Here is a 25,155-nt window from a genome sequence, read left to right on the forward strand (position 1 = left end):
AAACAATGATCACGTAGAAAGACCACCACTTCGCCATCCCCATTTTACCGCAGGTGCCGATGATGTCGTCGAACCAAAAAACACAGCCAAACCAGCATCCCAATGCACTGATCCGCGATGATTCTGCATTGTCGTGGATGGTACGGGGTTTATTGCTGGGCGTGTTGATCATTGGGACTGCCAACGCGCTGTCGTTTTTCTTTCGCAGCCAAGGTTGGGGCGGACTGCTAGGAAAACTGGATCCCCATGACGAAGCGATCGGATTTCCGTTGACGATCTGGCGAGAATCGGGCGGCTATGGAGCACACCATCTGAACGTATTGCCGTTCATCGTGTGCCTGGCACTGGCGGTTGTGTTGGGCTCCATCGCGGGTGTGATCGCGATCGCCAACCGCCATACATTGAACCAGATCATGACGCGTCTGGTGTCTCAGTCACACCATGATCTGAAGATTCAATTCTCACTGCGTGGGCTGTTGATCGCGACAGTGTTGGCTGCCCTAGCGGCCGCGATCGTCAAGACGTTGACGCCGCGCGTCGAACTGCTCGCCGGAATCTACGCGTTAGGGCCGATCGCGTTGATCGCCATCGCATTCATCCCTCGACAATTGAACTGGCAGCAGCGTGTCGCGATCCTGACGCCGCTGACATTTGTGATGATCGCCATCGCCATCACCCTCGGGATCCGATTGGGAATCGAATTCGACAAAGTGTTGATGGGGATCTTTATCTGCTGGACGCCACAAACCGCGATCGCTGCCGTCGCCCTATCCGGCTGGATCATGATCCGCGAATACCGCGCGCTGCCAGACCACGCGGCCAAACTTGGCGAACCACTGGATTTGGATCACCCCCTGTAGCTGGCTGACCGCCGGGACCAACGTTTGCGATAGAATGGTGATTCCTGATCTGTCTGCGAATACTCTGTCCCCGCACACCTACCAAGACTGATTCCAATGAAACGCATCCTTGCTGGATTGATCCTGTGTTGCCTGTCCGGGCTGGCCCATGCTGCGGACCGGCCCAATGTGCTGTTCATTGCGGTCGACGATTTGAACCACTGGCTGACTCACTTGGAACGCAACCCCCAGGCCCGCACGCCGAACTTTGATCGCTTGGCACGTCGGGGCGTGACGTTCACCAATGCACACTGCGCGGTCCCGGCCTGTGAGCCATCACGCTGTGCGTTGATGAGTGGCAAGCGACCGTGGGTCAGTGGCTGCTACAAGAATGGTGACAAATGGAAAAATCATCAGGCGGATGGCGAAGGCCTGAGCGCGCAATTCTTAAAAGCAGGCTACCACGTCGCCGGAGCAGGAAAGATCTATCACTCGATGCAGCATTACGACAACGAGTGGTCCGAGTACATGTCCAATGACGGACTGAAGCTAGACGGTCCGGGTGTGGACAAGATGGACGGCTACCACGCGGACGTGACACATCCCGAACTGAAAGACAAAGATTTGTTGGATTGGCACAGCGTGGATTATTGCATCCAGCGAATCACCAAGCCGCAAGACCAACCCTTTTTTGTTGCATGTGGACTGTACAAGCCCCATCTACCCTTCGTCGTGCCTCGCAAGTATTACGACGCCTTTCCGTTGGAATCCATTCAGCTGCCGCCGCATATCGAAAACGACTTGGCTGACATTCCACCGGCCGGGGTCAGGATGGCCGGCCCGAACGGAGACCACGCAAAATTTCTGAAAAGTGGGCGATGGAAAGCAGCGATCCAGTCCTATCTGGCGACCTGCACGTACACCGACATGAACCTCGGCCGATTGCTGGACGCGCTCGAGGCAAGCCCCAACAACGACAACACGATCATCTGTCTGTGGAGTGACCACGGCTGGTCGCTGGGCGAAAAAGAACACTGGCGCAAATTTGCGTTGTGGGAAGAAACCACACGGACGGTGATGATTTGGTCCGTCCCCGGCCTGACGCAGCCCGGCACCCGCTGCAATCGTTCGGTGGATTTGATGTGCATCTATCCGACACTGTGTGAGCTAACCGGGATTCCCAAACCAGACTACGTCAGTGGACATAGCATCGTGCCGTTGCTGCGCGATCCGCAACATTCCTGGGACATCCCTGCGATCACCACACACGGCCGCGGCAATCATTCGGTCAAAACCGAAGCCTATCGCTACATCCGCTATGCCAATGGCGACGAAGAACTCTACGACGTCGCGGCGGATCCCTACGAATGGAAAAACATAGCCGATCGACCCGAGAACACTGACATCAAACAGCAATTCGGCAATTGGCTGCCCAGCAAAGAAGTCCCCACGCCCAAACGCAACAAAGCCAAATAGTCGCCATCCCCACCGCCAGAGTTCACGCTTCAGCGTGTCAGGTCACGACTGCTGCAGCCAACGCGAAACAACCTAAAGGTTGAACTCCAACGGGTTGGAACCAGTCACCGTTGGAGTTCACGCTTTAGCGTGCTAGGCACAACTGCTGCAACCAACCCGAAACAACCTAAAGGTTGAACTCCAACGGGTTGGAGCCAATCACCGCCAGAGTTCACGCTTTAGCGTGTCAGGTCACGACTGCTGCAACCAGCGCGAAACACCCTAAAGGTTGAACTCCAACGGGTTGGAACCAGTCACCGTTGGAGTTCACGCTTCAGCGTGTCAGGCACAACCGCCGCAACCAACGCGAAACAACCTAAAGGTTGAACTCCAACGGGTTGGAACCAATCACCGCCAGAGTTCACGCTTTAGCGTGTCAGGTCACGACTGCTGCAACCAACCCGAAACAACCTAAAGGTTGAACTCCAACGGGTTGGAGTTCAGCTCTCGCATCAATTGCTGATTCGATACAGCTTTGATGCGGTGCGGAAGTAGATGGCGCCGTTGGCGATCGCGGGTGTGGACCATGTCAATTCATCGATTTCATTTTTGGCCACCACGTTGAATTTCGGTCCGGCCGCAATGACATGGGTCGTGCCGCTGGTATCGACACAGTAAACCTGTTCACCACTGGCCCAGGGCGATGCCCAAAACGCCCTGGCACCTGGAACTCGGGTACTGTAAACCGATTCGCCGGTGGCTGCGTCCAAGCAGTGAACCATCCCACTGCGCCGCTCGGGCAAGTACAGATAGCCCTGGCAGAGGACTGGAGAAGCCATTTGAATCCCAGACCGTTCCTGTTTCCACAGCACCGCTGGATTCGTTGCTTGATCGGGCGGCGTGCTAAGGTCGCCTGAACCGCCCGGACGGATGCAGAACAAGTATCCGCCGCCGTCATCGTCTCCGCCTCGGTTGCGCAGTTCCGTGCCAACGTACAAGCGATCCTCAACCGCCAATGGCGTCGCGGAACTGCGTCCTTTCTCCATCTCCAATTGCCACAGCAGTTTGCCGGTCATCGGATCGTAGGAACGACAGACTGAACCGCCGGCAATCAATTCGTCACGCTGACTGTTTTGCCAAATGATTGGCGAGCTGTAGTTGGATTTCTCATCTCGATCGGCGCGCCAGATTTCGTTGCCGGTTGCCGCATCAATGGCAACGATGAACGATTGGTCATCATTGTCGATCTGCAAAAACAGTTTGCCGTCATGCAGGGTCGGCGAACTGGCGGTTCCCCACCCGGCGCGCATCTCATAGCTGCCCAGATTCTTGGACCACTGCAATCGGCCTTGCATGTCGTAGCAATACAACCCCGTCATCCCAAAGTAGGCATACACGCGCTGTCCATCGGTCAGTGGCGTTTCGGTGGCATAGGTATTGGAACTGTGGCGTGGGATGGTGGGGTGGCCGGTGTGTGCCGTCTGACGCCAGTTTTCGGTTCCATCGTTGGCGTCAATGCAGACCACGTCCCAGCGGTAGTTCAACCGCGTCAGTTCCTGTCGCCGCCCCGCTGATCCGCTTTGGTACTCCTGGGGATCTGTATTTGCGGCGTCGCCATCGGTCGGGATTGGCACCGCCGTTGTCAAAAAGACGTTGTCACCCCAGACAACCGGACAAGACCAACCCTCGCCATCGACATCAATTGACCAGTCCACATTCTCGGTTTCACTCCAGCGCATCGGGTGCGATGATGCCGCGACACCATCGCTGTCACTGCCACGAAACTGCGGCCAATTGGCAGCGTTCGCGCTGTCCTCAGCCCCACCTGGATCCGCTGCGACCGCCAATGGGGTGACTGAAATGAGCAACCAAAGCAAGCTGAATCGAATTGATTTTCCGTACATCACTGGCATTCCGTTCGGTTCTGTAAAACGTGCAATCAAGTGGATCGTCGACTGCATTCTAGTAGAGTCTCAGCCTCACAAGCTCGCGCGCCTGGTTCGACTTCGCCTACCCGGCAATTTAACCTGCACACGCTTGGCCGCTGGCTTGGTAGGATTGCTGACACGTCCAGATTTTCTTCTTTTCTGTCGCCGATGATATACATGTTCACTGGAATTGCTTGGTTTCGTTGTTTGATCGTGATCGCGTCAATGCTGTTGATCAGGGTTTTGGCTGGCATGCCGCAGGATGGTCTGGCGCAGTCCCCAACGCGTGTCCAGTGGACTGAATCACAGATCCACGGCACCCCCGATCCGCCCAACCCGTACACCACGACACAGGTGTTTGCGGACGTACCGCTATTCGAACCGACCGAAATGATCCGGGTCCCAAACACGGACCGCTGGTTGGTTGCGGACAACAAAGGCCAGATCGTTTCGTTTTCCAAGCAGGCCGATCGAGACATCCAAGACGCGATTGACTTGAAGGCGTTGCCGATGCCTGGACGCCAGGTTTTTGGGATGACGTTTCATCCGGATTACCCTCGCCAGCCATGGTGCTATATCAGTTATGTGGTCAGCACCGACACACCCGACGGGACGCGATTGTCACGGTTCAAAGTCATCGACACCGAACGAATGGTGCTGGATCCGGCATCAGAGCAAGTGATCATTTCCTGGATCGGTGGCGGCCACTCGGGCGGCAGCTTGCACTTCGGGGCAGACAACTACTTGTACATTTCGATCGGTGACGGCGACCGCCCTAATCCGCCAGACTTCAAAGACACCGGACAGGACATCAGCGACTTGGCTGCGTCGGTACTACGGATCGATGTGAATCAATCGGCCGATGGACTGGCCTATCGAATTCCCGATGACAATCCCTTTGTCGATCTTCCCGGTGCGCGGGGCGAAGTCTGGGCGTTCGGATTTCGCAATCCTTGGAAGATGGCGTTTGATCCCAAGACCGACACGCTGTGGACCGGCGACGTGGGCTGGGAAATGATGGAGATGATTTATCGTGTCGACCGTGGAGCCAACTATGGGTGGAGCTTGATGGAAGGCAGTCAAGTCGTCAAAGAAAATGGCAAACTCGGGCCCGCCCCCATCACTCCGCCGATGGCCGAACACTCCCACCTGGAAGCCCGATCGATCACCGGCGGCTACTTTTGGAATTCGCCGCGGTTGCCCGAACTGGTCGATGCCTACATCTATGGCGACTGGATCACCGGCAAGATTTGGGGGTTGAAGCATGACGGTGAAAAAGTCATTTGGAAACGAGAACTCGCCGACACCTCGATGCGGATTATCTGCTTTGCATTGGACACCGATGGCGAAGTCCTGGTGGTCGGATTTGATGGATCGATTCACCGCCTGCAGCCCAATGATGCCGCCGCGGCCGAAGCTGATTTCCCTCGCCGGCTAAGCGAAACGGGTTTGTTTGCATCGACCGCCGAGCAAATCGCCGCACCCGGCGTGCTACCCTACGCCATCAACGCCCATCATTGGGCCGATCACACCCAATCGCAACAATGGGTGGCGATCCCCGGCCAAGCACAAGTCGGGATTTTCGACAAACCGGACTGGCGCACCGGGCAGGTGCTAGGCCATTTTTCATTTCCTCAAGACGCGGTACTGGCAAAAACAGTTTTCTATCAACCCGATCCCAGCAAACCCCAGGACAAAGTCCGACTGGAAACCCAGGTCTTGCATCGCAATGGCGATGACTGGAACGCCTACAACTACATCTGGAATGACGATCAAACCGATGCGGTTCTACAAGACAACGTTGCCAGCGACCGTCCAATTGAAATCTTGGATCCTGATCAGCCCGCCGGGATTCGCAAACAGATCTGGCACCACTCCAGTCGTGATGAGTGTTTGCAGTGTCACTTTTGGAACGCCGGCACGGTCCATGGATTTAAACTGAATCAACTCAATCGCGACGATCCCTTTTCCAGCGGCAACCAGTTGCAACGGTTCGCTCAATCAGGAATTTTGGAACCCGGATTGCTACAGAACAAAGCGGCCGACACCGATCCGATCGCATCGCCCTATGACGAAACGGTTTCTCTGCAGGATCGCGCACGCAGCTACCTGCACATGAATTGCGCGCACTGTCACCGATTCGGTGGTGGCGGCACCGCCGCGTTTGAACTGATCGGTTCGCTCCCGCTGGAAAAAATGGGCGTGGTCGATGCGCTGCCCACGCAGGGAACATTTGCGTTGCCCGATGCAAGGGTGATCGCTCCCGGTGATCCCTGTCGAAGTGTGCTGTTTTATCGACTGATCAAAAGCGGGCGCGGTCGGATGCCTCAGTTCGGTCCCTCGTTGATCGATGACCAGGGCGCGGCATTGATCCACGATTGGATCACGTCGCTCGACCCGACCAGCGATGAACCGGCGGCTGACCAGCCCGTGGCGGATCTCCTGCAGGATGCTCGACCAGCAGATTCGCAGTGGCAACAACAGATTCAGCAACAGATCAAATCGACTTCCGATGCGTTACGTTTAGCGCATGCCTGTGCCGATCAATCGGTGCCGTACCAGACCCGGTTGGCAGTGGCAGAGATCGCCGCGCAACACTCCGATTCGATGATCCGTGATTTGTTCGAGCGTTTCCTACCCCCAGAGCGCCGTGTCAAACGATTGGGCAACAACGTGAACGCTGATGCCTTGCTGGCGATGCAAGGCGACGCCCAGGCCGGCGCTGCGATCTATTTCCAATCCGCCAATGTTTCCTGCCGTCAATGCCATCGTATCGGCGACCAGGGTCAGACCGTTGGACCGGACCTAAGCAGCATCGGAGTCCAACGGACACCCGCCGAAATCTTGGCAAGTCTGTTGCAGCCATCGCAAACAATTGATGACAAGTATCGGGGCAAATTGATTCTGACCATTGATGGTAGGATCCTGTCTGGCCTAGTGACAGCCGAAACCGATGATTCGATCAAAATCGTTGACCCGACTGGAAAGCAACACGTGGTGGCGATGGACGATGTTGAATCGATCAAGCCGATGGACAAATCAGTGATGCCAGACCGATTATTGGCCGAGTTCACCGCCCAGCAAGCAGCCGATTTACTCGCGTTCTTGGTCACTCAACAGCGCCCGCTTGTAGACGCGACCGCGGCACCGCAGTGACACGCCCGTGGGACGCCTTTCAGCGATGCTTAAGGTTTTCACGCAAAATACTTTTGATACAGCTTTCGATTGACCGTCCCACAGCGCGACACCAAGATTGCTGCGAGGGCCGATGCTGCCAAGTCCCAAAGGATCGGATTCAGCCCCATGAATTCATAGGCCCGCAATTGGCCGATTTCCAGGTAACCCCAAATCGTCAGTGCCAGGTGCATCAGCGTGCCGCCCAACATGCCGGCGATCATGCCACCGCCTGTTGCCGACGGCCAGTACAGCGCCAGCAACATCGGCACTAAAAAACAAGCTCCCAATCCGCCACTGGCAAACACGATCAGATCTTGTAGATAGGTCGGTGGGTTGATCACCATCAACACCGCCAAAATTCCAATCACCACCGTCACGGTGTAGCTAAGGCGTTTCAGCGTGCGTTCGGGGGCGTTGTGATTGAGATGCTTTTGATAGATGTCGCGGACCATCGACGATGAAACCAGCAACAAAAAACTGTCGACACTAGACATCACCGCCGCAAACGGTGCGGCAACCAACAGACCTGCCAACCAAGGCACGCCGGCATTGGCAGTGACGGTCGTCGCCAGGTCAGGCATCGTGCGGTCGGGGTCGATTTCCATTCCCGGCATCAACACCCGCGCGCAACAAAAGATCACGATCAACGCAAAAAAAATCACGGCGTAATAGACAGCCACCGTGACGATTGAATAACGCAGTGTTCGACTCTCTTTGAACGCCATCAAACGAATCATGTTGGCCGGTTGCCCGGTCGCGGTGAAGGGCCAAAAAATGAAGAAGCTGAATGCCGTTCCGATTGCCAGAAAACCAATCTCACTGGTCGCACTCGGCCCCGGGTTGGACACATAGACGCCAGCTTGTCCCGCACCATAGCGATACGGCGTGATCTCCGTCACGTCGACGGTGACTCCCTTGGCGATCTCATCCGTCATGGTCTTTTCAATTTCAAAGGCCGTTGTCAAACGCAAGATGGGCACGGGTTCACTGGCCAACTGGCCTTGCGGAACAATCGCCAAATCCGCCAATCGAAACGCATCATCCGACTGACGCACCCAAGTTCCCTTGGGCAACAACCGGTCGGTCGATGCCGGTTGCTGCAAACGGATCACCGCGTGGCCAAATTCCGGAGGCGTCATCAAAGCCATCTTGCGGGTGGCGTTGCTCAGTCCGCCGACCTGATAGAGCGTCAGCCCAAGCATCAAGATGACCCCGACAAACATCACCACGCCCTGCATCACATCGGTCCAAACCACGGCGCGAAACCCGCCATAAACCACGTACCCAATCACCGCGACCGAGAACACCAGCAAACACACCAAGTAGTCACCACTGGCTTGGTTGACCCAGGGGATGTCCGCGGTCATTCGCGACATCGACGCGGTCGCGATTTGGAACGCGGGCTCATCGGCCAAGAGTGTGCTCAGGATTTTGCCGCCGGCTTTGAATTGAGCCAGCAAGTAGAAGAACATGAAAAACACCAACAATCCGGTCGCCACCAAACCGACCGCAGCACTCTCAAACCGCGAGCCAAAAATCTCGGGGATCGTGACCGCCTGGCTTTTGCGGGCAACCTGATTCAGTCGTTTGCCGATCAATCCCATCGACAACAATGGCAACACCATGAACCCGGCGATCCAAAATGCCAGCGTCCAACCATGGGTGTAGATCAATGCCGGGAAACCCATGAAGGTGCCGCCGGAGGCATTGGTTGCGGCAAAGGTCAGCGCGAACGCCCAGACCCCTAAACCGCGACTGCCCAGAAAGTACTCGCCGACAAATTCTTTGCCCTTGGAAACGCGTCCCGACAACACAGCCAACAAGAAAACCGCAGCGGTGTAGATCAAAAATGTCAGCAGGGCGGCGTTGGATCGTTCAGCCAGCAGATGCATCAGATTCCTCGTCGGGTTCTGCGCCGTTTTCTGCGGCCACGTGTTCGCCCAATGGATCATCGATCATGCGAAACAAGACGAACCAAATCGTTGCGACGGTCGCCACCAACCAGGGCAAAAACACTCCCCACAGCGCCCATGCCGGCATGCCCCACACCAACGGAGTGACCTGTCCAGGCGGCGTGTAACCGATTGACCAACAACAGCCAACCACCCAGACCAACAGCACCGTCCACAGCGCCGCCATCCAGACCATTTCATGACGACAATGGTCCAACAATGATTTTGACGATCCGCCGACCGGCGGATCGGGTTCGTTTGGCGTCGCCGTGCCATCAACAACGTTCAATGAATTCTCCTGGGCGTTTCAGTGATTTCAATCGGACAATCCATTCTCAATCCCAGGTGCGATCGAGCAGACGAATAAAGTTGCCGTGGCTGATCCCCTGAAGATCATCGTCGCTGTAACCGCGGCGCCGCAGAATGGCGATGAATTGATTCAGATCAGCGATGGTGTCGAGATCCGCAGGGGTCTGTTCCGTTCCATAGCCACCATCGAGATCCGTTCCAATGCCAACGTGCTGGGTCGTTCCCAGCAGTTGGCAAACATGATCGACATGGTTGGCAAGTGCCGCCAAATCCGCTCCCGGTCGATTGTCATGGCTGGTTTGACCACGCATCCAGTTGGGTACCCCCATCCAAATGTCAAACGCGATGCCGATCACGGCATCCCGCTCAGCGAGCGCCTGGATCTGCTGATCGCTCAACTGCCGTGGATCGTCGACCAGAGCACGACAATTATGGTGACTGGCCCAGACCGTCCCCTGAAAACAATCCAACGCGTCCCAAAACGTTTCTTCGCACAGATGGGTGACATCCAAAATGATTCCCAGCTGATCCATTTGCCGAATCAGTTCGCGACCTTGGATCGACAAGGGGCCGGATTGGTCGTGTCCCAACGCGTAGCGACCAACGCCGTAGTGCGCCGGCCCAATCGCACGCAGTCCCTGTTCATAGGCCGCCGGTAAATCATCTAACGTCCGAATCGAATCGGCACCTTCCAGACTAAGGACGTAGCCGATCGGAGTGTTGACCGGATCATCCGCCCACGCCGCCAAATGGGATCGTAAGTCACTGCGATTTCGAATCGACAGCAATTGCCCATCGGTTTCCATTGCGCGATACCAGGCCAGTTGGCCCTGAGTCATCGCCCATGCCTGTTCGGGACTATTCCAGCCGCCGCCTGCTGCCGCGGGTTTCATGCATCCGGCCAGTTGTGTGGCAACACAGATACCGACACCGGCAGCCCGAAGTTCAGGAAAGCAGACGGTGCCGTGGCCGCGGCCACCCAAATCGTTCAAACCACGTTCGTTGCTGCGGATGTCAGCGATCGACATCCTCAGATCACGATTGTAGGTCAGCGCGTTTAGGCTGAGGTCCAGGTGGGCATCAAAGATCAGCATGTGATGGTCTTCCTAACCGAGGCGGCCCTAGAGCGACCAACCGGATCGAGGTTCCCGGCGAATAAACGGATCGGCGGTGGGACAATCGATACAGCGCATGCCCGCGGCATCCCAACGAATTTTTTCCCCGACGCGAAACGCGACGTTGCCCAAATGATTGGCTTCGGTCAACGGACCTGCATAGGAAAACGGGCTGGCGGTTTTGCCTTGACCTTGGCACGTCAAAACCCACTGCTCGTGCTGGCCAGGCGAATCGGGGACAAAGGGTTTGGGGGCTTCAAAATCGGCGAACTGTTGCTCGGGCAACAGCAGGTTCTTGTTGTAGTCCGACAACAACATGCCTTTGCTGCCGACAAACAGCACGCCGCTGGGCCACTGCGGAATCTGCCCACTGCTCCACGCCAGGGGCTTTTCCGTACCCTGGTACCAAGTCAGTTGCAGCGCGGGCCGATCCCCGCGTGCCCCGTATTCATAAACCGCTTTCATGGACGCCGGAGCGATCTCGGGATGCGGCGGCGGACCAAATGCCTGCACACTCTGCGGCGCGTCCAGATTCAGCGCCCAATAGGGCAGATCATTCCAATGGCTGCCCAGATCAGACATCGTGCCGTTGCCAAAATCCCACCAGCGGTACCAGTTGGGGCCGGGAAAGTAGACTTCGTGATAGGGTCGCGCTGGCGCCGGCCCCAGCCACAGATCCCAATCGATGTGCTTTGGGGGTGTCATCGATTCAGTTGGTCGATGATCAACAAACAATCGATCCTTGTGCTGTTCCGCTTCGGCTTTGGTTTGCAAACCCCAAGCTCGCGAGACCCAGACATGGGCTTCGCTGACATCGCCGATTGCACCGGACTGAATCAGTTCCACGACGCGGTGGTAGTTGTCACCGGCATGAATCTGAGTGCCCATCTGTGTGACGACCCCGGCGTCCGCTGCGGCCTGAGTGATTCGCCGGGTTTCATCAATGTTGTAAGCAAGCGGTTTTTCACAGTAGACGTGTTTGCCCAGTTTCAGTGCGGGCATCGTTGCAAACGCATGCGTGTGTTCGGTGGTGCTGACCACGACCGCATCGATCTGTTGTCCGACGGCGTCGTACAGCCGGCGATAGTCTTGAAAGGTTTGGGCGCCCGGATATTGCTCGGCGGCATGATCGGCAAAACGGGTGTCGACGTCACAGACCGCGACGACATCCACGCCACCGGTGTTTGCGATCGTTTGCAAATTCCTTCCACCGCGACCACCAACACCAATGAACGCGACCTTCATTCGGTCGGTGGCAGCTGAATAGACCTGCCGCGGGATCGAAAGCGAGGCGGCGGCAGTTGCCGCAGCGCCCGCGGCGATGAATTGACGGCGATCCAGATTTCCAAAACGATTCATCAGGCGGGCTCGCGGAGAGGTAAGGGGGCGGGTGCGGGGTGATAGGCTACCATATCAATCGCCGCCGGACCGTTGCGGACGCAGCAAACTTTCCGGTCTCGAACAGGCTAGCTACAATCGTTGAAGTTGCGATATTGCGTCAGGCATTGGTTTTGGTAACCCGACGCGTCAGCGAGGGATCCCGGCAACAACCTAAATCCCTCGCTCACGCTTCGGGTTACCATAAAAGCGCTGGCTTCAAAGTGACATTCGTGGGTCCGGCCCACGCTAAAAACGTGACAAGACGGTATCGGTCAATTGCTCGCACAACGATTTCTGGAAGAACTTTGATGGTGACCGTTGAATTTACATCTCAGTTGGCACAGCATGTCGACTGTCCGACGGAAACTTTGGAGGCGGCAACGATTCGCGAATTGTTTGACGTGGTTTTTAAACGCAATCCTCAAGCCCGTGGCTATATTCTGGATGACCAAGATTGCATTCGCAAACATGTGGCAGTCTTCATTGATGGTCAGTTGTTACATCAACGTGAGAATCTGGACACGCCGTTGGGCCCCAACAGCCAAGTCTATGTGATGCAAGCGCTCTCGGGCGGGTAATACAGCAAACGAACTCTTTTGGTGGATGGATCTGTTTCATGTCAGAAACCTTGCACTTGGGAACTCGGAAAGGACTGTTCACGTTGCGGCGTGGGCGATCGGGTTGGACGATTGACCGTGTCGATTTCTTGGGACACACCGTGACGATGCTGTTGCACGATCCGCGTAGCGATGTGCTGTATGCGTCGTTAACGCTTGGCCACTTCGGCAGCAAACTGCACCGCAGCGACGATGGCGGCAACCATTGGGAAGAAGTCGCCGTACCGGTTTATCCCAGCGGCGCGGTGATCGCAATGCCGTCCTTTGACCCCAACGTCCCGCCGTCCACCAAGCCCGCGAGTTTGTCCGAGGTTTGGGCATTGGAAACCGCCGGCCATGACCGCCCCAACGGTCTGTGGGCGGGAACGATCCCAGGCGGCCTGTTCTATTCACCCGACAACGGTGAAACCTGGGAATTGAACGAATCACTTTGGCAACGTGACGAACGAATGCAATGGTTCGGCGGTGGCAAAGATGAACCCGGCATCCATTCGATCTGTGTCGACCCCCGTGATAGCCGGCACGTCACCCTGGGCGTTTCCTGCGGTGGGATTTGGGAAACCAAAGATGCCGGCGAGTCGTGGAGTTTGATTGGCAAAGGACTGCGGGCGGAATTCATGCCGCCGGACGAGCAATTCAAACAAGAAATTCAAGACGCACACCGACTCGCGTGCTGTCGATCCAATCCAGACGTGATGTGGGTTCAACATCACAACGGCATTTTCTTATCCACCGATGGATCAAACCATTATCGCGAAATCGAATCAGCCGGCCCATCGACGTTCGGGTTCGCCGTCTGTACCGACCCCAACGACGATCAAACGGCTTGGTTTGTGCCGGCGGTGAAAGATGAATGCCGGGTGCCCTGCGACGCGCAATTGGTGGTGACGCGAACCGACGACCAAGGCGCCAGTTTCCAAACCCTGCGCAGCGGGTTGCCCCAAGAACATTGTTACGACATCGTTTTTCGTCACGGCTTGGACGTTGATGCATCCGGTCAATCGTTGGCGATGGGGTCGTCGACCGGCGGGCTATGGACCAGCGACAACCGCGGCGATCAGTGGGATCTGGTCAACGGCAATCTGCCACAAATCTACGTGGTCCGATTCGGCGGCTAGTGCATTGTCAGGGCCATCTGATCCAATGACCAAAGTCTTGACGTTGCGCTAAATCGCCTTTCCAAATGAAGCGCATCGTCAAAATACCGTTGGGTTCACTCGCGGCGTGGAAAGGCCGCGGGCTGGCCGTACCAGTTGGGATGCGTGCCGGATTTCACAGCCAGCAAAATGGCTTTGCCGTGTTGGTGCTCCGGTCCGTGTGTGTAGTCCCATTCCAAACGTTCTTCGTAACGCAACACGCGTAGCTGCGATTCGGCTGCGGTTGCCCAATCGACCAATTGGTTCGGCGCAAAATAATTGATCACCGCGCCGGCGGTCTCGCTGGTCGGCGCGTCACTGTGGCAGCCCGGAGCCACATCACAGCCCGGATCTTCGGTCGTATGGACTTCGACGTAGATCACTCCGCCGGCATTTAATCCGTGAACCATTTTTGCCCAGACACGTGCCGCGTCGGAGGCCGGCACGTGGTCCAGCACCGTGGTGGCGCAGATCACATCGTAGGCGGCGGTTTGGATTTCAAGACTGCAGACATTGGCCACACAGGTTTGCACCCGATCGGCGACCCCGGCCGATTCGGCCCGCTGTGCGATCCGCTGGGCCCCACGAGAACTGAGGTCGACCGCCAGCACTCGCAAACCCGCGCGGGCCATTGAAATCGTGTCGCGACCGGCACCGGCGCCTAAATCGAGCGCCTGGCCGGTCGGCCGGACCTGGGCCAGGTAGGCGGCAAGCGGTTGCGAGGGAACGTCGCCATAGGCCACGTCGTCGCGGTCGTAGGCCTCGTAGAAAAAGTCCGTTTCTGACATACCGGTGCGTCCGCGGGTTGATTGCTATGCCCCACCGACTGCCGTCGACGGACGTTGGGTTGATTTTGGAAGATCAGTCGGCCGATTGCCAAGATTTGTCGTTCGGTTGCGAATTGATACCGAATTGACTCACCTGCTGGACTGACATCAGTGGATAATAACGTCGTACCTATTAACCGTGCCAGCCAACCCCCACCTCCGAAAACACCATGAAACCCGCCTTGATCACGATCGCGAAATGGGTCTGGTTCGGGCTGTTGATGCTGGTGGCACTGGGATACATGGCTTCGGGGCTGTCCAAACCATCCGAACCCGCTGACCCCACAGTCGTCGCTGCCCAGCAAACCAAGCTGGGTGCCACCGCGATCGATGATGCGCAGTCCACGGATTCGCTGTCGCAAGTGATCCTAGCGGTCAACCAAGCGCGGCGCGAGCAATTATTGCACAGCGGGCTTGCATCAGCCGAGCCGGCAGATTGGTTGACGATTTGCCGAAGGATGTCGTTGGCGCTGGTCGGCAGCGGGATATCGCTGGAGGAGATTCGGCAGTTGGAAACATTGCCCGAATCGGAACGAGAAGCGACACATTTAGACCGGTTGTTGAATGATCCGCGGTACCACGACTATTGGGCCGAACGTTGGGCACGATACATCGTCGGCGCCGACGAAGGCCCCTTCATTGTCTATCGTCGTCGCCGCTTTCGACATTGGTTGTCGGACCAATTGGCTTCCGACCAACGCTACGACAACATCGTCAGCGATTTGATCACCGCCGAAGGATTGTGGACGGATCGCCCCGAAGTCAATTTTCTGACCGTCACATTCGACAGCAACGATGGCAATCCTGATCCGATTCGCTTGGCGGCCCGGACCAGCCGCGCCTTCCTGGGACTACGAATTGATTGTCTGCAATGCCACAGCGACTTTTTGGGCAATGTCAGCCTGGGTGATCCCAATGACCCGCGCGAAGGCCTGCAGTCGGACTTTCATCAACTCGCTGCCTTCTACAGCGCCGCAAAAACAAGCGGCTTGCAAGGTGTTCAAACCGGCCAGGCAGACTACCAGTACCAGTACTTGGACACCGACCAGGAAGTTGCGGTGACGCCTGCGGTACCGTATTCGCCTGAATTGCTGCCCGAAACGGGTGACGATCGATCGCGTTTGGCCGCTTGGGTCACTCATCGCGATAACCAGCAATTCTCTCGCGCCGCCGTGTCGCGATTCTGGGCGTTGTTGTTCGGGCAATCTGCCACCGAATCAGTCGATAATCTACCGCTGGACGAACCGCTGCCGGCGATGCTGGATCCGATCGTGAATGATTTCCAAACACACCGCAACATTCGACGGGTGATCCAGATCATCACTCAAACCGACGCGTTTCGCGCGGCCAGCACTGCGACGTTTGAAATCACGGCGCAGCACGAGTCGCAGCATGCGGTGTTTCCGCTGACTCGATTGCGAGCCGAACAAGTTGCCGGCTCCATTGCTCAAGCATCACGGATCAAATCGATCGATCGTCAGTCATCGTTGCTGGTGCAGCTGATTCGCTTTGGTTCGATCAACGATTTTTTGAAACGTTATGGTGATTTGGGCGAGAATGAGTTCAGCAATGATGGCGTCACCATTCCTCAGCGGTTGTTGTTACTGAATGGAAAAATGCTTCGCGAAGCCGGAGGTTCCAATCCGGTCCTGAACACAGCGTCGCATATCAACATGTTTGCCGCCGACGACCGGCAAGCGGTGGACACCGTGTTCTTGTGTGTGCTGAACCGATATCCCCACGCGCACGAACGAGACTACTTTGCCCAGCGGCTGGCAAATTGCGATCAACGCAGTGAAACGATCGAAGACTTTTTCTGGACGCTTGCCAACAGCACTGAATTTGCTTGGAACCACTAATGTACGATCACTTACTCTGCGACCCACACGCTCACCTGTCGCGGCGAACCCTGCTGGGTGCCACTGCCGGTGGCGCGATGCTGTCGACGATAGCAAGTCATTTGGCGTTGGCCGACGCCACGGGGATCACTCCGGCGGGAAAACCCAAAAGTGTGATTTTGTTGTGGATGGAGGGCGGCCCGAGTCAATTGGAAACGTTTGATCCACATCCCGGCACTCGCTACGGCGGAGATGTCAAAGCGATTTCGACGAGCGTTCCCGATCTGCAAATCGCCGAAACGTTGCCGCAGATCGCCCAACAAATGCATCTCGGCAGTCTCGTCCGCAGCGTGACCAGTAAAGAGGGCGATCATCAACGCGCGATCTACAACATCAAAACCGGTTACCGACCCGATCCGACATTGGTTCATCCCTCGATCGGTTCGATTTTGTGTCATGAGTTTCCATCGCAATTGGATATCCCAAGGCACATTTCCATCCTGCCAGAAAATTCACCAGCCCGCGGTGGCTATCTCGGCCCGATCTACGACGCCTTTAAGATGGGCGATCCGCAAAATCCGGTCCCCGATTTGAAATCCAGTGTCAGCGAAGGTCGCTTCGCAAGGCGGATGGACGATCTGAAGTGGCTGGAAGATCAATTTCGCCGGGGACGGCTGCGCGACCTGGACCAAAACCGAACCCTGCATGAATCGTCAACCGCAGCGGCACTGCGGATGATGTCCAGCGAGCAAGTCAGCGCGTTTGATGTCTCCAACGAATCCCAATCCACATTGGATGATTTTGGCGACACACCGTTTGGCCGCGGGTGCCTGGCGGCGACACGCTTGATCGGCGTCGGCGTCCGCTGCGTCGAAATCACTTTGTCGGGCTGGGACTCACACGTCACCAACCATACGCTGCAATCAGCCCGCTGCGAGATCCTCGACCGCGCACTCGCAGCGATGCTGCGACGATTGGAGGAACAACAACGGCTCGATAGCACGCTGGTGGTCTGCGGTGGCGAGTTTGGCCGCACACCCAAAATCAATGCGGCAGAGGGACGGGATCATTGGCCACATGGATTTTCTACGTTTCTCGCCGGGGCTGGGATTCGACGCGGCGGAGTTCATGGGGCCACCGCTGCGGATCCAAAATTGGATGCCGACAAACCACTGGCAGATGTCTCCGATGCGGTCACTGTCGGTGATTTGCACGCGACGATTTTGGCGGCGCTCGATGTTCCGTTCGAAGAAGAACTGCAAACGCCGATCGGCCGACCGCTCAAACGCAGCGAAGGCACACCGATCCAAGCCATTTTGAACAGCTAACAAGAGCCAAGTCCTGTCGCCGGCCTCAGTGAAGTAGGCGACAGGGTTTCACTGCTTGCCAAAGGTTAACTTCGTCAGCGCTTTTCCATTTTTGTCTTGCAGCGTCCATTGAAATTTTTCCGCTGACACCCAGTCAATGGATCCTTGCAACGTAACGCCGTCGGTTTCACTGATGACCAGTTTGCTGTCCCTGCTTTGATAGCTGCCTTTGGAGACTGAGTTCTTGCCGTTGCGGGTGTGCACCATCACGAACTGTTTGTCGCTGTCAAAGCGAATCGCCCAGGCGTCGGTGGCAGACGTTTTGGCCGACCAAGTCCCCAAAATTGAGAACGTATTGCTTTTGGCAGCCGCCACCGGTGTGGTTCGTTCCACCGCGGACTTTGGAGGCGCGATCGTCGCGGCAGCGGACACCAGTCGCTTCGCTGCGGTCCGCAGTTGGTCGACCGTCACCTGTTGATTGTCAATCGAGGTGTGCAGCGTCAGCGCGTTTTCGGTCGCGGACAATTGGATGCTCGGTAGTTGGGCGATGGATTTGAACAGGGTCATCAGGCTCTCGCCGTCGAGTCCGGTGGATGAATCGAATTGGCGGAAAGGCATTCGCAGATTGATCTGCCCCGCTTCGGCATCGACCGACAACAACAGGGATCGTTCGTCCGAATCAATACCGCCGGTCACCAGGTCACCCGCTGCGACGACGACCGTTTGAGACTGGGTGTCGGATTGGATCTGTTTTGATTGCAGCAGTTGCGTCAGTCCCCGCGCCCCCAGGATACGAAGGGTACTGTCATCACGAATCGCTTTTCCGGCGACCGAAGCCGCAACGGTCTCGGACATGGTGATTTCACTAAACAGGTTTTCGCTCTGGGCTTCGTCACCATGCAGGGTCGGTGCGAGCCATCCAAGGATCACGACGATCGCGATCACACCCTTGGCGGTCATGTCGCAGCGCTGAGAAACAAAATTCATTGCTGATGGGTCCAATTTGTGGAACGGCGGCGGTCGTTCAGTTATTGAAGTTGCGTTGTTGTGTGGGGCACTGGTTTTTGGTAACCCGAAGCGTGAGCGAGGGATCCCGTTAACACCCTAAATCCCTCGCTGACGCGTCGGGTTACGATCAAAGCCGAAATTCAAAACGTTCAATGGGGGGCTCAGCCAACCAAGCGTGGCAGCGAGTCAGATGTGACTTAAAAAAATGCGACGAAAATGTCCCGTTGGGTACAGAGACGAATTGAAGCAGTTGCGACAGGATTTTTTTGTCGGCGTTGCAGAGCAGCGAAGCGGGTTTATGTCAGCCAAAAACCGTGTCAAACGTGGCCAGATTCCATCACGTCGACCGTCCGGAAACGCCGATGGGATGGTTGCCGCAGCAATGCTGATCTTGCTGTCAGCTGCCAGCGGCCTACACTTACCCGGCGACGTCTGAATAAGGCCTCGCCCGCTTCGATCTATCTAATTCGGCAGAGGGATCATTTTCAGGGTTCGCCTAAGTCAATCAACGGCAAGTGCAGTAGCACGCTCAGACTTACGCGTTTCTCCCAGCGGCTCCATTTTGCCGCCGACGGGTCGAAGCAACTGCCGGCTGACAGGTCTAACGATTTGTCGGCCGGCTTTTTTTATTGCACAACCATTTGATTGAACAACCAATCCTCCTCAGTGCTGCGTCAACGTTCGACCGTCGGGTACGGCGGGCTTCCAAGTCGGCCGTAAACAGATGAACCGTAGATTTTGGGCTTTGACGCACCACGAGCTCGTCCGCAGCAGCCAAATCACATGACCGAGTCGACTCCCGATCCGGATTCTGAACCGCGTGAGATCGTCCGTGTGGCGCCCACGGCCCAGCTCTCACGGCGGGCGATGATCGCGGCATTTGCCGTGATGATTGGCGTCGGATTGGCGGTCTACGCCATGTTTCCCAACAGTGTGGGCGGACCGCCGCTACCGGTCACCGTCACCTTGGGGGCCGAACCGGTGGAAACGGTCAGCGGCGGCATGGCCGTTTTGACCCCGGTGGTGATCATCCGCAGTGATTTGGACCAACCGATTCGAAATCTGGCAATCGAACTCAACGATGGCTATCTGCTGATGCAGGCCAGCCCGCTGCAACCCGGCGAGCAATTGGTGCTGCCACAGGAAGTGTTCACCGACAAACGCAGCAGTCGGCGGTTTGATCCCGATCGACAGCAGGTGACCGAAGTCATCGTGCGCGGGCAATTGCCCAGCAAAATTCGCGGGGTTTCGAAATTTGAGTTCGAACGCTGATGATTTGGCACGAGAATCGCGTTTAACCCTTGATTGCCGGGGTTTGGCTTGTCTTTCGTCCACTCCGGCTGATCAATTCCGATACAGGTGTAGCAAAATGCAACACATACAATCGGAGGTTGGATTAGACGGAGTGGGCGAAAGGCGTTTTTTTTCGTAGCGAGAACAATTTAGCGGAAATAGACTCTGGAAAGAGATTTTTCCCGATTGATCTCGTCCCCTCATCCCTTGATCGTCCAGAAACCCACAAAATGCTGGATTTTTGGCCGGTTTGGAACTTAGCAAACAGAACGGTTGTTCCGATGAAGACAGTCAGAAGGCTGTTTTCAAGCACCGCGGAGAAAATTCAGATGCGAGACGTCGCACGTCAACTCAAATTCACACTCACGCCAGCGCAATGTTTGCGCCGTTTCGTCGGCCTTGCGGCTTTGACGATGCCGATGGTGTCCTTTGCCACCGCCGCCGACTCCACCGAGAGCTCGGCCCAGGTTCGCGTAGCCAGCTATCACAGCCAGGCAGACGGCGATGATCAGGCGACCTATTTCGCCGCATCGATTTTGCCGTCCGCGGATGATGCGTTGTTGAGCGAAGTTCAGAAACCGGCCGCCGACGTGATCGTCGTCGTCGACACCTCAGCAAGCCAATCGGGCGAATTCCGCCGCGAGTCGTTGGCCGCGTTGGGTAAAGTCATTGGCACGTTGCGTCAGCGCGACCGCGTCCAGATTTTCGCTGCCGATGTCGATGCTGTCGCCATGTCGACCACACTGTCCCCCGTCGGCGACAGTGCCGTCAAAACGGGTTTGGACAACTTGAACCGACGATTGCCGCTGGGCAACACCAACATGGTGGCCGTGATCGATGCGGTTCGTGGTCCGTTGTTGGCTGCCCCCCGACACAACACTCGCTCGATCATTTACATCGGTGACGGTGCATCCATCGACGCCACCGAAAACCAGCAACGTTTTGCCGGGCTGGTCGATGCACTTCGTGCCGACCACATTTCCGTCCACAGCGTTGTCATTGGCCCAACCGCCAATATCGAATTGATGGCAATTTTGGCCAATCAAACCGGTGGTGTGCTGGGCGTCGTGAACACAGCCGACGGCAACACTGCGGTCGCAATCGCCCGTCAAGTCACCGAATCGGCAACCCGATCAGCAATCTGGATCGACGAAGCTCAATTGCCCTCGTCGATGACGATCGCCCAGGGCAATCGCCTGCCACCGCTGCGGGTCGATCGCGATTCGATTTTGATCGGTCAATTGGGCGAGCAAACCGACTCGGTCGAATTGGTCCTGCGTGGCACCACGCCGACAGCAAACGTCACCATCACGGCCGATGCTGCGGTCGAAACCAGCCATCCTGATTTTGCATTTCTACCCGGTCTGGTCGCCGCGGCTGGAAAGAACCAAGGCCTGACATTGCCGTCAGCCGGTAGCAATCTGCTGCGTCACGCGGCAAATGGATTGGCCACCCAATCGGACGAATTGGTTCGCGCCGGAAAACTGGCTTTGCGTCGCGGCAACAAAAAAGGCGCCAAAGCCGTTGCCGAAATGGCGTTGGAAGCCGACGCGAACAATGAAGAGGCCAAAGCATTGAAAAACGCCAGCGGCACGTCGTTGATCATTCAAAACGATTCTCCCTTCGACAACATTTTTGGTGACGAACCGGACGCTACACCGGCACCCGCAGCACCTGCTGGTGATGACCCTTTCAGCGAGCCGAGCACACCGGCACCGGCAGCCCCCGCTGCTGACGACCCGTTCAGCGAGCCGCCGATGTCTGCGACGCCGGCACCTGCGGCCCCCGCACCCGCGGCACCCGCTGGTGACGACCCATTTGCTGCACCGGCACCGGCCGCTCCCGCCGCTCCTGCACCACGCGCAGCTGCACCGGCACTGCCCCCTGCAGCGGCACCAGCGCCGGCACCGGCCGATCGTTTCCCAAATGTTCCGCCTTCGCGCAGAATTGTCGGCGACGACGAAATCCTGGAGCGTGGCGGTGGATTGCTTGATCGCATCCAGGCTCAACAAGATGCTGCCAACGGCCGTCTACGAGCCGAGGTTCGCGCGGCGTTGCTGCAAGCCGAACGCGCACTTCGCAGCGACCCGACCGGCGTGGCCGGAATGTTAAAATCAGTTTTGGCACGCGTGCAATCGCTGCCAGACATCGATCCCAAACTGCGTCAGGACTTGGAAAGCCAGTTGCAATCGGCAATCCAAAGCGCCAGTGGTGCCGAAGGGCGTTTCGCCGCCGAGCAAGCCAACCTGGTCGCTCAAGACGAAGCCGCACGAGCCACCGCTCGATTGTTGCAAGAAACCTTTCGTCGTGAAGCCACGTTGAAAACGTTGTCGCAACAGATGAATGCGTTGATCGATGAAGGACGTTACACCGAAGCCGATGGCGACGTATCGCTGAAGTTCGCGGCGATTTCCGGTGACTCGATCACCGAAGATTCGGTTGCCGGTCGTCACTTCACCGACTACCCCTTGGCATTGCAAACCTATGATCGTGACCGGCGCTACACGGAAATGCGCGAGCGTAACTTCGTCGATGCATTTTCGCTGGTCTTGAAAAGTAACATCCCGTTCGTCGACGAACCTCCAATCCTGTATCCCGAAGCGGACGTTTGGCAGGCACTCAGCCGTCGTCGTCTGGAAAAATACGGTTCGATTGAATTGGTCGGTGACAACGAAACCGAACGCCGCATCGAATCAGCGTTGTCCGATGAAACCTCGCAAACGTTCATCGAAACCCCGCTTAGCGAAGCGATCGCAACGATCAGCAACGCACATGCGATCCCAATCGTGATCGACACGCGTGCCTTGGAAGAAATCGGAATCGATGCCGACCAAGGCGTGAACATCGACCTGAAGAACGTCACCTTGCGTTCCTTCCTGCGGCTGATGTTGCGTGATTTGGATTTGACGTATTTGATCAAAGACGAAGTGATGCAGATCACCACGCGTGAAGCAGCTGACGACAACTTGGTCACCAAAGTCTATCCCGTCGGCGACTTGGTCGTACCGATCGTCTCCCTTGGTGGCGGCGGCATGGGCGGCGGCATGGGCGGTGGCATGGGCGGTGGCATGGGCGGCGGCATGGGCGGCGGCATGGGCGGCGGCATGGGTGGCGGCATGGGCGGTGGTATGGGTGGCGGCATGGGCGGCGGTGGCGGCATGTTTGTCGTCCCCGACAACGCTGCACTGAATGCCAAAACCACAGCCACGGCTCCCAGTCAAACCGCTGCAAGCGACTCGGTCCCTGCCGACACGCTATCCAAAGCAGAACAAGATCAGATCACGCCGATCAAAGTGGTTGCCAAAGAAGGCCAGACCCGTGCCCAAGCATGGGAGGAATTCTTTGCCGGCGTGACGTTGAACAATGTTCGCGAGGTCACGATCTTGGATCAACGGATTCGAGCAACCGTGGCATTGATGAGTCAAAAGGCGGGTGTGGCTGAATCCAAAGGCGACACCGAAGCGGCCGTCGAATGGTTCGGTCAGTCGCGAGATGTGATTGGCGAGGCAATTCGGGCCGGTCAGGTTCAGCCATGGATGTATCAAGCCTATGCGATTGCATTGACTGCGACTGGGGCTGAGAAATCGGAAGTCGAACGTGCCCTATTGTCCGCAGTCGACTTTGCCGAAACCCCCGACGATGTTTTGAATGTCGCCGGTCGATTGGAAGACCTTGGCTCGGATGCGGCCGCACTGCGATTGTGCAAACAAGTTGCCGAGATGGATTCCAACCGTCGTGAACCCTATGTAATGGGACTGCGATTGGCAGAACACTTGCAGGACCATGCGGCAATCGCCTGGGCCTGTAAAGGCGTGTTGTCCCAAGCTTGGCCGGCTGAGTTCAGCCCCGTCGTTGACAAGGCGCGATTGCTTGCCCGCAGCACCTATGCGGACTTGATCGAATCGGGTCGCAATGAAGATGCCGCCAAGTTCGGTGAAGAACTCAAAACCGCAGCCTCGCATGATGTCGTCATCCGCGTCTCCTGGACCGGTAACGCCGACATTGATTTGGCAGTCGAAGAACCCGGCGGAACCGTTTGCTCGCTGGAAAATCGTTCCAGTGCCAGCGGCGGTACCTTGCTAGGCGATTCCTATCCCGGCCAAGGCGAAAGCAGCGACGGCACTGTCTCGGAAACCTATGTTTGCCCGCAAGGCTTCAACGGCCAGTATCGTTTGCTGGTTCGAAAGGTTTGGGGCGAAGTGTCGACCGGACAAGCGACCGTCGAAATCGTCACGGACGCCGGACGCCCCGCCCAGAAATTCATTCGCAAAGAGATTCCGCTGACGGAAAAGAATGCTCTGTTCGTTTTCGAAGTCAAAGACGGAAAGCGGAAACAAAAACTGGGTGACGCTCAATTGGCTCACCTGCGTGATGTGCAACGTGACCTGAATGGCCAGTTGCTAGGTCAATTCGCTGGTCCTGGCAGCAGTTCCAACCAGGTCTTGAACGATCTGTACCAAGACATCCAGCGGTTCACTGGCGGCAACGCCGGCAACCCATTCTTCGGACGCGGCAATGCTGTCGGTTTCCAGCCGCAGATCACGCTGTTGCCCGAAGGAGCGACGATGTCGACCCTGGCGATTATTTCTGCCGATCGACGCTACGTCCGTATCTCGCCGGCACCGTTCTTCTCGCAGATCGGTGACGTTTCCACCTTCAACTTCGTCGACGGTGAAACCGGCGGCGCAGGTGGCGGTGGCGCTGGTGGCATCGGCGGCGGTGGTGGTGGCATCGGCGGCGGCGGTGGTGGCATCGGCGGTGGCGGTGGGGGCTTTGGCAACTAATGGTGCCTTAGCGAACGGTTGATCGATTCGGATCACTTGGAACATTCACTGGCGGTGTCGCCCCTCACCGGGCCCGCCAGCGTTCCAAAGATCCTGGTCGCAACGACCCCGCACCGGTTCGCAGAATCAAATCGTGTAGAATGGCCGCCAGAAAGTTCCCCGCTTAGGCGGTCGTTCAATTTTCGACGGT

The 25,155-nt window shown here is 56.9% G+C and carries 17 protein-coding genes; 10 read left to right on the plus strand and 7 right to left on the minus strand.

From position 1 onward, the window contains the following. The first annotated feature begins 59 nt into the window (after positions 1-59). Both NHH03_RS19880 and NHH03_RS19885 read left to right on the plus strand, forming a co-directional pair. Complete coding sequence (locus NHH03_RS19880; RefSeq protein WP_253158900.1) at positions 60-860, plus strand: hypothetical protein; 801 nt, start codon at positions 60-62, stop codon at positions 858-860. A 96-nt stretch (positions 861-956) separates the two neighbouring features. Next, the gene (locus NHH03_RS19885; protein ID WP_253158901.1) at positions 957-2,315 is read left to right on the plus strand and encodes a sulfatase; all 1,359 of its coding nucleotides are present in this window, start codon (positions 957-959) and stop codon (positions 2,313-2,315) included. Between the two features lie 491 nt (positions 2,316-2,806). Here the strand turns inward: NHH03_RS19885 and NHH03_RS19890 are convergent, their stop codons facing one another. Next, complete coding sequence (locus NHH03_RS19890; protein ID WP_253158903.1) at positions 2,807-4,198, minus strand: outer membrane protein assembly factor BamB family protein; 1,392 nt, start codon at positions 4,196-4,198, stop codon at positions 2,807-2,809. 201 nt (positions 4,199-4,399) lie between these two features. Here NHH03_RS19890 and NHH03_RS19895 point away from each other — a divergent pair, with 201 nt between their 5' ends. Then, entirely contained in the window at positions 4,400-7,378 is a 2,979-nt protein-coding gene (locus NHH03_RS19895; RefSeq protein WP_253158905.1) for a PQQ-dependent sugar dehydrogenase, read from the plus strand. Positions 7,379-7,416: 38 nt separating this feature from the next. Here the strand turns inward: NHH03_RS19895 and NHH03_RS19900 are convergent, their stop codons facing one another. Genes NHH03_RS19900 through NHH03_RS19915 form a run of 4 tightly spaced genes read right to left on the minus strand, consistent with a single transcriptional unit; the run spans position 7,417 to position 12,134 of the window. Then, positions 7,417-9,291 (minus strand): sodium:solute symporter family transporter, encoded by a 1,875-nt coding sequence (locus tag NHH03_RS19900; protein ID WP_253158907.1) that lies wholly within the window; start codon positions 9,289-9,291, stop codon positions 7,417-7,419. After that, positions 9,275-9,640 (minus strand): DUF997 family protein, encoded by a 366-nt coding sequence (locus tag NHH03_RS19905; RefSeq protein WP_253158909.1) that lies wholly within the window; start codon positions 9,638-9,640, stop codon positions 9,275-9,277. The genes NHH03_RS19900 and NHH03_RS19905 overlap by 17 nt, the downstream gene beginning before the upstream one ends. A 46-nt stretch (positions 9,641-9,686) precedes the next feature. Continuing rightward, positions 9,687-10,754, minus strand: coding sequence for a dipeptidase (locus NHH03_RS19910; RefSeq protein ID WP_253158911.1), 1,068 nt, complete (start codon positions 10,752-10,754; stop codon positions 9,687-9,689). A 27-nt stretch (positions 10,755-10,781) separates the two neighbouring features. Beyond that, positions 10,782-12,134, minus strand: a complete 1,353-nt coding sequence (locus NHH03_RS19915) for a Gfo/Idh/MocA family protein (protein WP_253158913.1) — start codon at positions 12,132-12,134, stop codon at positions 10,782-10,784. A gap of 329 nt (positions 12,135-12,463) precedes the next feature. Here NHH03_RS19915 and NHH03_RS19920 point away from each other — a divergent pair, with 329 nt between their 5' ends. Both NHH03_RS19920 and NHH03_RS19925 read left to right on the plus strand, forming a co-directional pair. After that, complete coding sequence (locus tag NHH03_RS19920) at positions 12,464-12,733, plus strand: MoaD/ThiS family protein (RefSeq protein WP_253158915.1); 270 nt, start codon at positions 12,464-12,466, stop codon at positions 12,731-12,733. Positions 12,734-12,771: 38 nt separating this feature from the next. Further along, entirely contained in the window at positions 12,772-13,890 is a 1,119-nt protein-coding gene (locus NHH03_RS19925; protein WP_253158917.1) for a WD40/YVTN/BNR-like repeat-containing protein, read from the plus strand. Positions 13,891-13,985: 95 nt separating this feature from the next. Here NHH03_RS19925 and NHH03_RS19930 read toward each other — a convergent pair whose 3' ends face one another. Continuing rightward, positions 13,986-14,696, minus strand: a complete 711-nt coding sequence (locus NHH03_RS19930; RefSeq protein WP_253158919.1) for a class I SAM-dependent methyltransferase — start codon at positions 14,694-14,696, stop codon at positions 13,986-13,988. A 209-nt stretch (positions 14,697-14,905) separates the two neighbouring features. On the opposite strand from NHH03_RS19930, the gene NHH03_RS19935 reads away from it, so the two are divergent. Both NHH03_RS19935 and NHH03_RS19940 read left to right on the plus strand, forming a co-directional pair. Then, a complete protein-coding gene (locus NHH03_RS19935; RefSeq protein ID WP_253158921.1) occupies positions 14,906-16,594 on the plus strand; it encodes a DUF1549 domain-containing protein in 1,689 nt (562 codons plus the stop codon). Then, positions 16,594-17,901 carry a DUF1501 domain-containing protein gene (locus NHH03_RS19940; RefSeq protein ID WP_253158923.1) on the plus strand — a complete coding sequence of 436 codons (1,308 nt, stop codon included), beginning with the start codon at positions 16,594-16,596 and terminating at the stop codon, positions 17,899-17,901. Before NHH03_RS19935 ends, NHH03_RS19940 begins: the two co-directional genes overlap by 1 nt. Before the next feature lie 48 nt (positions 17,902-17,949). Here NHH03_RS19940 and NHH03_RS19945 read toward each other — a convergent pair whose 3' ends face one another. Continuing rightward, a complete protein-coding gene (locus NHH03_RS19945; RefSeq protein ID WP_253158925.1) occupies positions 17,950-18,867 on the minus strand; it encodes a hypothetical protein in 918 nt (305 codons plus the stop codon). Positions 18,868-19,186: 319 nt separating this feature from the next. On the opposite strand from NHH03_RS19945, the gene NHH03_RS19950 reads away from it, so the two are divergent. The 3 genes from NHH03_RS19950 (at position 19,187) to NHH03_RS19960 (ending at position 24,965) form a co-directional block, all read left to right on the plus strand. Next, positions 19,187-19,324 (plus strand): hypothetical protein, encoded by a 138-nt coding sequence (locus NHH03_RS19950; RefSeq protein WP_253158927.1) that lies wholly within the window; start codon positions 19,187-19,189, stop codon positions 19,322-19,324. 347 nt (positions 19,325-19,671) lie between these two features. Further along, positions 19,672-20,160, plus strand: coding sequence for a hypothetical protein (locus NHH03_RS19955; RefSeq protein WP_253158929.1), 489 nt, complete (start codon positions 19,672-19,674; stop codon positions 20,158-20,160). 302 nt (positions 20,161-20,462) lie between these two features. Continuing rightward, the gene (locus tag NHH03_RS19960; protein ID WP_253158931.1) at positions 20,463-24,965 is read left to right on the plus strand and encodes a VWA domain-containing protein; all 4,503 of its coding nucleotides are present in this window, start codon (positions 20,463-20,465) and stop codon (positions 24,963-24,965) included. Positions 24,966-25,155: the final 190 nt, after the last annotated feature.

The sequence above is a fragment of the Stieleria tagensis genome (assembly GCF_024129865.1).
Classification (GTDB): Bacteria; Planctomycetota; Planctomycetia; order Pirellulales; family Pirellulaceae; genus Stieleria; species Stieleria tagensis.